The organism is Mesorhizobium sp. BH1-1-5, assembly GCF_020165615.1.
Lineage (GTDB): Bacteria > Pseudomonadota > Alphaproteobacteria > Rhizobiales > Rhizobiaceae > Mesorhizobium.
On the sequence record NZ_JAIUIM010000033.1, the window covers coordinates 39,595 to 51,204 of the forward strand.

Sequence of the window (11,610 nt, forward strand, 5' to 3'; positions counted from 1 at the left end):
GTGCATGATATGACAGAGTACATAGTAGGTGCATAATGCTACGCCAATCCCTGTGGAGGGTTGTGCCGGTCCCGAAGGATCATTCATTCCCGACAAATGAACCGATCAGTCACAAAATCCAGGCAGGGGGATAGATGAGGATTGTTTCTGTAGACACCTTAACGACGGCGGGTCTGCATGTGGATGCGATCTACCAGGGCGGCCGCAGGGGTAACGCCGGTGACGATCCGCTGCCGAAGTTGATGCGTGTCGATAGTCAGGGGGGCTTCCGCTACCGCGGCAAGGTTCGAGGCAAGCTGGAGATGCTCGTACTGATGACGAGCATGAACGATGCCGACTGGCCTGATGAGATGGACGTGGAGACCGGTGTCTTCACGTACTTCGGCGATAACAAGAAGCCGGGGCGCGACCTGCATGATACCGGGCGCGATGGCAATCTTATCCTTCGCACGGTCTTTGAGGACTCCAGAGCAGGCCGTGCGGGCCGTGAGGTGGTGCCACCGATCTTCTTGTTTGCTAGCGCCGGCGTATCTCGCGACGTGAGATTCCTGGGCTTGGCGGTGCCCGGCGCCAGCGATTTGGATGCGTCTGAGGAACTAGTGGCAATCTGGCGCAGCACCAAAGGTCAGCGGTTCCAGAACTACCGTGCTCGCTTTACTGTGCTTGATGCTGCTAGCATGTCACGGGAGTGGGTCGACAGCATAATTGCCGGCGCGCCCGATCACTCGCTGGCGCCTGAAGCCTGGAAACTGTGGCGCAAGGCAGGTCGCCGCAAAGCGCTGGTTGCGTCGCGAACTCTGGAATACCGCTCTCGCGAGGAACAGTTACCCACAGACCGTGAAGGGCAGGCGATGCTCGAAATTGTCCGCGGGCATTTCGCTGGACGGCCGCATGCATTTGAACATTGTGCTGCCGCGCTGGCGCGATTGATGATACCGGAAATTGCGGGATTGGATGTCACAAGACCATCTCGTGACGGAGGTCGCGACGCGATCGGTCAACTGCGTGTGGGGTCGGGACCGAGCGGCATCCTGGTAGATTTCGCCTTGGAGGCAAAATGCTATATGCCTCCGACGGCGGTGGGCGTGAAGGACATGTCACGCCTGATTTCCCGTCTGCGGCACCGTCAGTTCGGCGTGATCGTCACGACATCCTGCGTCGATCTTCAGGCCTACAAGGAGATCAAGGAAGACCAGCATCCGATCCTGGTCATAGCTGCACGCGATATTGTCGAGCTGTTGAGACGGAATGGTCGCGGCAGTGCCGAAGCGGTTAGGATGTGGCTGAACGAGGAGTTTCCGGACGAGGAGAAAGCTCAGGCCTGATCGGCCTCAGCCTCCTCCGTCAAGAGTCCGGCGTTGACCAACCCTGCTCTTTCGACAGCGATGACTGCTTCCAGCGCCGGTTTTGCCTGCTTCGCGGTCGGCTTTCGCTGCCAGCCGCCTGCTGCGTAGCTTGCAATGGTGCGGCAGATGCCTGCGACGGTCCAATGAATGGTTTTGGTCTGCTGACCATGTTCAGCAACTGCTAGCCAGACCGCCGCAGGAATTTCCATGCAGCGGGCGATGCGATCGTAATCCGCGACAGTGTGCCTGCCTTTCGGAACCATCGAGCCGCCGGTGCCGGTTGAGCCGTCCGCGGTCATATATGACAGTTCGGGCGGAAGCGGATCAGACATCTCAGGGAGCTTTTCCTGAATCTCGTTCCAACAATCTGCCTTCTTGTACCATTCGCTCGGATTTCGCTGCCCAGCCGACTCGCGCATTACGGCGTCAAGTTTCGGTGCCCAGTCCGCAATCAATTGCTCGAATTCAGGGCTGATGGCCTGCTTTGACCACAGTCGGTCAAAGTCGACGCGTCCGCCGCTACGATGTGCAATGCCGGCAACGACATAGGCTGTGATCTGAGAGCCATATGCCGGGAACTTCATGCTTTTAATTTTTTTCTCCGCGGCGCGGTAAAGGACTGCGATCGCGATCAGACGCTTGAACCAGGTCTGGTCGGGCGGCGGAATCGGCGCGTCCTTCAAACGCTGCATGAACATCTGGAAATTTTTCTGGCCACCGAGGCAAACCTTGTCCGGCAGACTTTCCCAGGCGCTGAGGTAGCGCGCGACATCAAGTTTGCTAAGACGGCGCTGTTTCGGGGTCTGCTGGCGGAAAACCTTTGTTTCCGAAACCTTGTAGGCAGCCTTATGCTCTGCCGCGAGGTAGGAGCCGCGAGCGCGTTCGTAGAACCAGCGACCTTTTCCGTCATCGAGCCAAGTCGTATTGGCGAGTGTTTCGATCTGCTGATGGAAAGGATCGTTTGCGGAGAAGTCGGCCAGCTGGACCGCGTTCTGGCGGTTCGCGGCACGAGAAATGGAGGACACCATTTCGCTCAGGTCAGCGCCACCGACCTTTATGATCTTCACCGGCACGGCCACGTGTTCGAGGCTAAGTGAGTCCTTCCGACGGGCCCGGTGCAGGGAAGCTGTGGTCTGGCCACCATTGACGATCTGGAGGCCTTTGAGCGACCGGATTTCGAGACCGGCCGAATTCTTAGCGACGTCGAGTTCATCGACCGTTGCAACAATACCGTTGTTGAACGCCAGGAACATAGATGGCTGATCTGCAATTGTGCGGCGTAGCTCCGCGTTGACGCTCTTGCGTCCCTGTAGACCCAGGAAGGCCCGCACATTGAGTTCAAGGAGCCGGACACCGTAGCGATCGTAGATCTGCGATAAGACCTCACCGGGAAGAACAGCCAGGTATGCGTCATATTCATCGTTTTGCGCAGGAACGTGCAGGCACGTCAGTCCCATGCCAGTAAGGGCCGTAAAGTCCACGGAGATATCGGCTCGCGTTTCACCTTCGCCGAGAACACGAAAGAGGCGGACTATGTCGTACGCCTCAAATTCCACCAACTTCTCGCGCCATACTGTCTGGGATATAATATTGCCGACTATGCCGTCCGTCAGGAGTACAACACGGATGGCAGAGAGGTTCTGAGCCTTGTCCTCTATAAGGCGGGCGAGATCGCTGGCGTCCGTGTTCGACGGTTCCAGGAGGGAGGCAAGACCACCCACGCACGCGCCGGCAAATCGCAGAGCACGTTCGAGTGCGCGGTTAGTGTCCGCACTTGGTATCTTGCTGGCAGGAATGTCGCCGAAATAGAGCGTCGTGAATAGGTCAAGGCGAGCCCGTTCCTCGTCGTAGGAATAACCATCGATACGGTAGGTTGTGTTTCGGATGGGCCCCTCTTGGTACAGGGGGATGGCGCCATCGAACTGTCCAGCTTCTTCTAAACGTTCGAGGATCAGGCGTGTGAAGACATTGGCGGAGAACGGCTCCTCGGTCGAAAGTCCTTCTTCGACTTCAGCGATAAGGTCCTGATGAAACTCTGCGAGCGCGCCGTCACTCATGAACGATCTCCCTGAATAAACGCTTCAAGGACAAGCGCCGTGTCTGCCCAAAAGGCGGACAGAGCGCGGACATCAAGCGTATAGGTGGCGTCAGTAATTGCTACTGGAAGGACCGTGCGGCGCAAGCGCGGAAAGCCGTCTGTGACTGCATAGCAGTCCATGCTTCGAATCTGCACGCGAGGTGCGCGTCGAGCTTCGTCATCGTCGGGCAGAAGACCACGGCGGATGAGCGCGTTGTCGAACTGGGAAACGTTGCCCGGAATGGTATCGCGGATGGAGGCTATGATATCGCCGAGAGTCCGGCCATCCGGGGCTTCAATGAGCTTGACGTGAATGAGTTCAAGTCGGCCCAGATCGGCAGTCTCGAGCTGATCCAGACGCGAGATGGTGATTGTTGGTGAAGGCCCAAGGCCGGTCTTTATTTCAAGTGCATGACCACGCGAGTGGAAATCATGGAGGCCGTCAACGGGGGCTTCCCAGCTGGGCAGCAGTTTAGAGTCAACGCCGAGCAGTCTTTCGAGAACCAGGAGCTCTCCGACAAGACCGATGATGCCTGACCGCGAAAGTCCGTCCTGCCGGTCGCGTAAGAACTGTCTCCAGGCATCCAGGCGATCCAGGAACCGGTCGAGTGCTCTGGCCCGATCTGATGCGGCGGCCTCGACCAGATCAGCACAAAGCTTGATGAAGAGGTCGAGACGGCTGGTGTCTTCAAGTGAGAGGACGAGCAGCGGCCCCCGGCTGTCGGGAACTGTTACGAGGCGCACGCCTCCGAGATCGAAGAGAGCGTCTGCCGTCATGGGCTTGGACAGGAGAAGGCATGGCGCATTGTCGGCGGCCCGCATGCCTGCAGAGATTTCAAGTGGGTTGCCGGCGAGAACCTTGCTCCGATACTCGCGCCAGATCGGTGCTGTGTGGGCCAGCTCATTCCAGGCTTCAGTGAGGAGAGTGACCCAGCTGGTCATTGCTCCTCTTTCTGCGCGACGCTGTTGATGCGGTAAACGCGATCATCGGCAAGTTCGCTGTTCGGGAAACTGACGACGACACCGATGACTGGGCGGTCGGTCTGCTCGACCAGCGCCTTGTCTGGATCTATCGGGTAGATGATCAGAAGGCCGTTCTGCGGTCGGGCGCCTCGGGCCTTACGGATATACTCACCTGATGGGACATCGGTGGCGGGCTTCCTTCGAGTTGCCCGCTCGGCGTTTGTGATCGTGAGTGCATCTGCGAACTCTGCATCTGTAAGGTCGATTGCTTGGTCAAGCGGGCTGAGCGCAGTACCGATGATGAAGCGTTCTGTGGAAACCAGGACACCGTACTCATCGCTTCTTGGCGTACGGAGAATGCAGTTCCGAGTGACACCACCGATGGTGACGGCCTTTTCACGGCCGGTGGCAAGGAAGATGCTCCAGTCTGTGAGTTCATTCAGTTCGAGCTGGTCGGTAATGTAGGTTGCAAGCTTACTGCCGTTCACCTGGATGCTTTCAGGAGGGAACGCCAGGCCACGCAAATATTCTGCGACTTGGCGCCCGGGGATGCCGCTCCAGAAAGTGCCCATGGCCTTATTTCTTTCCGGTCCCGGGCGTGTCGGGTTGTCGGTTCCATGGCCAAGACTGCGGATGAAGTCGTCGGTGACATTAGCGTTATGCTCGATTGTCGCCTTGTCGCGGAACATGACGGTCTGCACTTTGCCTTCACCGGCGTAGCTACTGCTGCGGAGTGCAGTGTGTCGTTGCTTGTCTCTCGACGTAATTTCTAGGATCTCGTGAACCTCAACTTTCAGGCCGAACTGCTTCGGCGTGGCCTTTGTGACGGACATCTCATAGAACTGGGCACGCAGTTCTTTTTGAACCGTCGCCATGTAGCGGAACCAGTCTTCCATGTCGTCCGTCGTGTACAGGCGGCAGAGATCGGCAAAGCCCCGACGGTAGCCGAACCAGCGGCCCATTTGCAGGAGGCTGTCGTACTGACGAGAAATACGCAGGAAATAGCTGACAGACAGGCCTTCGAGTGTGAGGCCTCGGGAGAGCTTGTCACCGCCGATGGCTATGAGTGAGCGGCCGCTGTCCTTGAACGAGTCGTAGTCGATGTCGCTCTTCGACTTGCCGTTGGCGGTCATGACCTCGATCTTGTCGGAGGCGTCAGCCAGCGTTTCCAGAACCTGCTGCCAAGTCACCGGGACGATATTCCTGCCGAAGACGGTCGGAAGAACCTCCTTGGTGGTCTGCTGGAAGTCCGTCTCCCACATGGTCTGAAGGCGTTCGAGGGTCTGACGATCTCCATTGGAGATCATCGAGCAGGTTTCCCGAAGGTACTTCTCGACTTGGCGATGGACTTCGTTGTGGACGTCCACGTATCGGGAGACGTGTACCAGCATGGATTTGTGTTCGCGCTCCTGACCTCGCGCGGCGCGCGCGGCGCAGCTTAGGAGGAAGGAGTCGATTGCATCCTCAAGGCTGGGAGGGATGACGTCCTGTCCATTAAAGCGCGGCTTGTAAGACTTGTCGTGTTTTTCTGGTATCCAGTTTTCCTCGGTCTGTTCGAGGGGGCGAGCGAGGGGAATGCCGGTATTGTCGGCCTCGTCGTTGGTGCCGAAAACACCGCTGGGACCGAAGTAGTCATCGGGTGGCGTGAGCTGGACGACAAAGGCAGCCGGAAACAGGTCATCTCCGAAACCGTCTGCACGTCGATCGTCGTGAATGAAGATGTTGGCGAACGGCGTCGCGGTGTATCCGACATAAACGCGGCGATCGAACTTCATCAGCAGCTTGCGGATTTCGCCGTTCACGCGCTTGGGTTCGTAGTCCTCGTCAAACGTGCCATCTTCGAGCAGCGGCTGATCCTTGGTGTCGACCGAGGCCTGATCCGCTTCATCATCAATGATGAGGGCGGCGGCTGCACGGGACGCGGCTGATCTGCGAGCGATCCAGTTATTGAGGTTTTCGAGCACCTTGGCGTTTTTCTTGACTACGAGGACGCAAGGCTGGCTGACGGGTGAGAAGTTGGCCTTCTCAGCGATAACTTGGCTGAAGTCACCTTTCAGGGACGCATTTGTGACACTGTCGACGCTCAGGAGCGTGTTGAACTCGCCGACCCCGATCACAGGCATGGGCTTACCCGGCACGATGTTCTTTGGATTGGTATCGTAGCCCAGGAAATCGCTGTCGAAGCGCTTCTGCGTCTGCAAACGCAGGATGTTATGCATGCCGGCGAGGATGATGATGATGCGATATCCGGCGTCTGCAGCGCGGTTGACCACGCCCGCATAGCTTGCTGTCTTGCCCGACTGAACGTCACCGACGACAAGGCCGCGCCAGTCCCAACTGCCTGGTCTTTCCGGGTTCTCCATCGACTCCAGTATCCTGGCGGTGCTTTCCTCGAGCTGGTCGATGGATTCCTGAGGCCAGCTGGCCTCCTGTAGCTTCTCGAGGTAGCGCTGCATGAAGGGGCCGGGTTTGCGCCGGTCGCCGACATACCATTGGGCTGGGCGTGCGCCTTCGGTGTTTCGAAGTATGAGAGCGGGGCCCTGCTCAGTGACGAAGATGGTGAGGAGCAGGCGTGTTGCGGCTTCGATCTGCTCTAACGTGATGGCCTGGCCCGTGGTGAGGCTGAAGATGGGTGCGTCGAGTTCGATGATCTTCGCGATAGCGTCGCGGTCGATGGCAATGCCGGCTTCCTTCTGGCGTTTCAGGATTCTGCGCGCTCTGAACGCTAGGTCTTCCACGAGATCAGCCATCATTCCCCCCAAAGTCGTCGCATCATTTCAGCTCTTAATTTTGTCAGGTCTCCCGGAAGATTGACGAGAAGCAGGTCGATGCGCTCCTGCACGGAGAGGGCTGCGGGCAATGTGCGGCTCAGTTCTTCGAGCTGATCGGCGAGTTTCGCGGTCTCACCATCACCGAGAACGGGGATTTCTGCGCCTTCAGATTCTGAAACGTCGAGCCAGATACGTTCGACAGGAACGCTGCGCTCGATAATCGAGAGGACCGCATTAAGCGGGCGAAGTCCGCCGGCTGCTTCGCGGCACGCGATGATTACCGGATGGTTTCGGTTGATTCGATATTGTGGGCCATCAGTTCCGGAGCTAGCGAGCCAGACGGAAAGGGCCTCGCGTGAGGCACCGCGGATACGCGGGCCTTGTCCGCGAAACGCGAAGACCTCACGTGCTTCCTGCCTGCAGTGTCCAGCAATGGCGGTAAGACGTGCCCTAATGGCTCCGGGCGGCCGTGCCTGTGATTTGCGCACATCGATGCGCCAGTTGCGGTCCATGCCCGTCGGCAGGTCCACCTGGATGCGCGCCAGCCGACTGGCTTCGTCACGCGTCCAAGTACGAGCGCCGCCAAGTCCGAGCCAGCTGCCAGCGACGAGCAGGCGCTTGCCGCGGTACACGTAGAAGCCCTGGCGTGCGCCCCAGCCACCTGGGCCGCCTGCGGCTTCGTACTCGGTATCGTTGGCGAAACGATCCCGATGCGGAAGGACATATGGCTTCACACTTAACGAGGAGCCGGCGTGCCGAATTTTCTCAACCGGCATAGCAATGGTCGCAGGATGTTGAGTCTGGAAAGGGTCCCAGGCTTTTACGGCGCGCCCGTTGAGAGCTATGGCGAGGCGCTCGGCGTCACCGTTGATGAAGCGATGAAACACCATGCTGAGATGGGCGCGGATTTCTTCCAGGCGAAGGTAGAACGCTTGCTTGGCCAGCCCTGAAAGTCCACTCAACTCGTCAATATTTTCCCAGAGGACGGCGGTCCCGGCGGGAAACGCGAGGAGTTTTGCGACGAAAGGATGAACAGGCAGTGGATCGGGGACGGTGGCTATCCAGCCACGGGCGGCGATGACAGCGACATCCATCGCGATAGTGTTGGTCGTCCCTTCCACTCGCGAAACGACGACCAGACGGCTACTTTGTGAGAGTGAGGCAGTCTTGAGCCCCATGCCGAAGCGGCCGAGATCGCTTTCGCTTCGGGTGGCGTCTGGGCCGTCGCCACCAAGCTGCATGGCTGTGGCCAGTCGTTTCTCGCTCATACCGCGGCCATTGTCCAATATCGCCGCGGTCGGGCGTCCGTCGTTCCACTGGAGATCGATTTCGACAGTGCTTGCGCCTGCGGTGATGCTGTTGTCGATAAGATCGGAGATTGCGGTTTCGGGGGAATAGCCCAGTCCCCTGAGGGAGTTTATCAGTGCGGAGGCCTTCGGTGGGATGTCTATGGTGCGTTCCGCGGCCATGTCAGGCGACCTGCCGATCAGCTGCCTCTTTTTCGCGAGAAGTTGCGGCAAGCTGAGCCTTCAGCACTTTTGCGACGGCGAGTCCCAGCAGCGGCGGAACGGCGTTGCCGATCTGACGGAAGGCCGCGTTCATGGCGCCTGCAAATACGAAGCCATCGGGGAATGATTGCAGGCGTGCAGCCTCACGAACAGAGACTGTCCGCTTCTGCGTGCTGTCATAGTGGATATGGGAGTAGGTGTCCTTGCCCATGTGAGCGGTCAGCGTGCGGGACGGCTTGGAGGGATCGAGCTTCCACCATTTATTTGGAAACTTTTCTGGATCGTACGGCGGGACCATGTTGGCATGGAGGTCACGATATGCAGTCGAGTCCTTGTGCGTCGTCGTCATTCGACGTCGTACGATTTCGTCCTCGAACATGCTCTGAGCGAGCGCACGAGCAGCCGGATAGTCAGCGCCATACTTCATCTTTGCGAAAATGGGGAAATCGCGTGGCGTCAGGCGTACTAGGTGACCGTCGGAGCCTGTGTCGGTTTCGAAACCTGGCCAAGTGCGCATGATGATTGCATAGGCTGAGATGCCATCGGCCAGTTGCCGGTATGGAAGGATATCTGAAAGCCTACGTTTGCGGATCACGGCGGGGGCAGTTGAATGCTCGACGATGCGTGGAAGGTCGGCGAGGGCGCTTTTGACGCCAACGGCCTCCTTCGCGCTGTTGTTCGGTGTCGGGATCGGGTGGAAGTAGCGGCTGTCTGACTTGACATGCTTGAGTGCCACCCGACGGGACCCTTCATAGCCGCGGGGCAAGTCGAGGAAATGGAGCGGCGTGGGGAATTCGGGGTCTTCGCCAAGTTCGTTAGCGATTGCCACGATGAAAAGCCGTTCGCGTATTTGCGGCACTCCGTAATAGGCGGCATTGAGAATGGTGTAACCGGTTCGATAGCCAGCCTCACCGAGTGTTTCACAGATTTCTTCAGGGACGTTGTGCCCGCCGAAATTCAGAATGTCCGGGACATTTTCGATAATGATGACCAGTGGCTGCGTGTCTTCGACATAATGTAGGAAGCGGCGATAGAGAGCTGCGCGAGGGTCTTTCTGGAAGGCGTCATCGTGCCCGGCAACCGAACGAAGCTTGGAGCGCCCGATGCGTGCGAAGGCTTGGCATGGAAGGCCGGCGGCGAGGACGTCAAAGGCTTCTGAAGCGAAGGTGCCGAGTTCAAGGTCTGCTACCAGCTGAGAGGCCGAGCAGCTTTCCATGTCGCGTGGTTTGGCCCATTCACTGTCTGGTGCGTGATCACCGCCGAAGTTGAGCGCGTAGCTCGCAGCGGCTTCAGAATCGATTTCGATATGAGCGGTAAGTTCGAAGCCGGCAGTCTTCAGGCCAAGGGACAAGCCTCCGCAGCCCGAGCAGATTTCGAGCGCTCGAGGCGCGGCACCGGAGTGCAGCCTAGCTATCTTGTTCCGGCGTATGAGCTGCTTGTCGATGGAAGTCATGACCTAAATATTTGCTTGAGCCTTTTGCGCAGACCGTCATCGTCGGCAGTTTCGCATTCCCAGAGGGTCACGACGCGCCAGCCACCCTGCTGAAGTTCCTGCCCAACGCGTTGATCACGCGCTACGTTGTTTTTGAATTTTTCGGTCCAGAATTCAACGTTGGACTTAGGATTATAGCAATATCGGCATCCTTCGTGGCGGTGCCAATAGCAACCGTGAACGAAGATCACCGTATTCCGTGCCGGAAATACAAGGTCAGGGGAGCCTGAAAGGTCCTTGCGATGAAGGCGAAAGCGATAACCCAAGGCGTGCGCAGCCTTACGCACAGCCAGTTCGGGACCAGTGTTTTTCCCCCGGATACCACTCATCATCCGTGAGCGCTGTTCGCGTGTGACAATATCCATGGATGCCCCAGCGGCGTTGTTATCAGACGCCGACTCACGCGATACTACATTGCCGTAGCCCAAGCAGGAACGATTTTGTCTGAAAGGTAACAGGGTGTAGCGCCTAGGGCTGTGCTCGTGTCGAGCGGCGAAACGTTGGTCTATTGTCTGCAAAGGAGCGCGAAATGCTCGGCTGCGCGAGGCCCGCACAAGATGGTGGCTCTGCTCGCGTAACGATATGTCTGCTTTCCTGCCTCGCTCGCGAAACGCGGCCCACTTCTAGTCCCAATTGAGACATTCCACATCTTTAAACGCGGCGTCGGCCGCTGGCGCAGCGCGGGCGGCGCTACGCTGGTCGGGCTGCGCACCGCCCGCGCCACTCGCCGACTACTGCTACGATCGCTTCCCCATTTGCCCGTCATGCCGCTCCGCATCGAAAGCCTGCTTTCCCTTCGCGGCCCATAGGTCCCGCTCATGCACGCTTTCATGGCTCTGGAGCTTATCGGCCATCCACAGTAGCGCGCCGTAGATCATAGCGCGATCGTCATTGGTCAGCTCGACGATGCCTGCTTTGACGAGGAGACCGCCGAGCTCGATCAGATGTCGGGTGCGCTTGCGGCGCTCGACCTGCCACGCGCGCATGTCATGTCGAGCCAGAGCCGCTTGCCGGCGATTGAGTGCCGCTCGGTTGCGCTGGAGCGCCGCGCAGGTTGCGCTGAGATGCCGGAGCAGCTCGCCGGGATCCGCTTTCAAAAAACATCACCCCACGCTTGGCCCATGCCTCACGCTTCGAGGTGTCTTTGGTTTCGGCGATTCCGACCAGTGCACCAGCCAACTCGTCGCTGCTGAGCTCATCGGCGCCTGTGGCGATCACCAGCTCGCCAAGTTGCTGGACCTTTCGCGTTTTGAGCTCTCGCGCTTTGTCTTCCAGCGCCTTCAGTTCGGCGTCGAAGTCTCGTGGTTTGCGCATGGTTGTCTCCATCGATTGTCGATGCGTGAATGATAGTTGAGCGCCTGCCTGAAGGCTTCAGGGTTGACGAGACAGCCCGGGACGGGCTGGTCCATCCGGAGATTTTTTCGAGGGAGGGCGCGCTTATACGTCGTGCCGA

9 protein-coding genes are annotated in these 11,610 nt (G+C 58.5%); 1 reads left to right on the forward strand and 8 read right to left on the reverse strand.

What is annotated here, in order from left to right; translation table 11 throughout:
• Positions 1-134 precede the first annotated feature (134 nt).
• Positions 135-1,325: a restriction endonuclease gene (locus LB572_RS30330; RefSeq protein WP_224670344.1), complete on the forward strand. Its 1,191-nt coding sequence runs from the start codon at positions 135-137 to the stop codon at positions 1,323-1,325.
• On the opposite strand, the gene LB572_RS30335 is transcribed toward LB572_RS30330, so the two are convergent.
• The 8 genes from LB572_RS30335 to LB572_RS30370 form a co-directional block, all read right to left on the reverse strand.
• Positions 1,316-3,403: an AIPR family protein gene (locus LB572_RS30335; RefSeq protein WP_224670345.1), complete on the reverse strand. Its 2,088-nt coding sequence runs from the start codon at positions 3,401-3,403 to the stop codon at positions 1,316-1,318. The two genes, LB572_RS30330 and LB572_RS30335, sit on opposite strands and share 10 nt — an antisense overlap.
• Positions 3,400-4,365 carry a PD-(D/E)XK motif protein gene (locus LB572_RS30340; RefSeq protein WP_224670346.1) on the reverse strand — a complete coding sequence of 322 codons (966 nt, stop codon included), beginning with the start codon at positions 4,363-4,365 and terminating at the stop codon, positions 3,400-3,402. The genes LB572_RS30335 and LB572_RS30340 overlap by 4 nt, the downstream gene beginning before the upstream one ends.
• Complete coding sequence (locus LB572_RS30345) at positions 4,362-7,136, reverse strand: Z1 domain-containing protein (RefSeq protein ID WP_224670347.1); 2,775 nt, start codon at positions 7,134-7,136, stop codon at positions 4,362-4,364. Before LB572_RS30345 ends, LB572_RS30340 begins: the two co-directional genes overlap by 4 nt.
• The gene (locus LB572_RS30350; protein WP_224670348.1) at positions 7,136-8,677 is read right to left on the reverse strand and encodes an ATP-binding protein; all 1,542 of its coding nucleotides are present in this window, start codon (positions 8,675-8,677) and stop codon (positions 7,136-7,138) included. Before LB572_RS30350 ends, LB572_RS30345 begins: the two co-directional genes overlap by 1 nt.
• The gene (locus tag LB572_RS30355) at positions 8,628-10,118 is read right to left on the reverse strand and encodes a DNA cytosine methyltransferase (RefSeq protein WP_224670349.1); all 1,491 of its coding nucleotides are present in this window, start codon (positions 10,116-10,118) and stop codon (positions 8,628-8,630) included. The genes LB572_RS30350 and LB572_RS30355 overlap by 50 nt, the downstream gene beginning before the upstream one ends.
• On the reverse strand, positions 10,115-10,522 hold the full coding sequence (locus LB572_RS30360; protein ID WP_224670350.1) for a very short patch repair endonuclease: 408 nt from the start codon (positions 10,520-10,522) through the stop codon (positions 10,115-10,117). The genes LB572_RS30355 and LB572_RS30360 overlap by 4 nt, the downstream gene beginning before the upstream one ends.
• A 372-nt stretch (positions 10,523-10,894) precedes the next feature.
• On the reverse strand, positions 10,895-11,143 hold the full coding sequence (locus LB572_RS30365; protein ID WP_224670351.1) for a conjugal transfer protein TraD: 249 nt from the start codon (positions 11,141-11,143) through the stop codon (positions 10,895-10,897).
• A 1-nt stretch (position 11,144) separates the two neighbouring features.
• On the reverse strand, positions 11,145-11,471 hold the full coding sequence (locus tag LB572_RS30370; protein WP_224670352.1) for a conjugal transfer protein TraD: 327 nt from the start codon (positions 11,469-11,471) through the stop codon (positions 11,145-11,147).
• Positions 11,472-11,610: the final 139 nt, after the last annotated feature.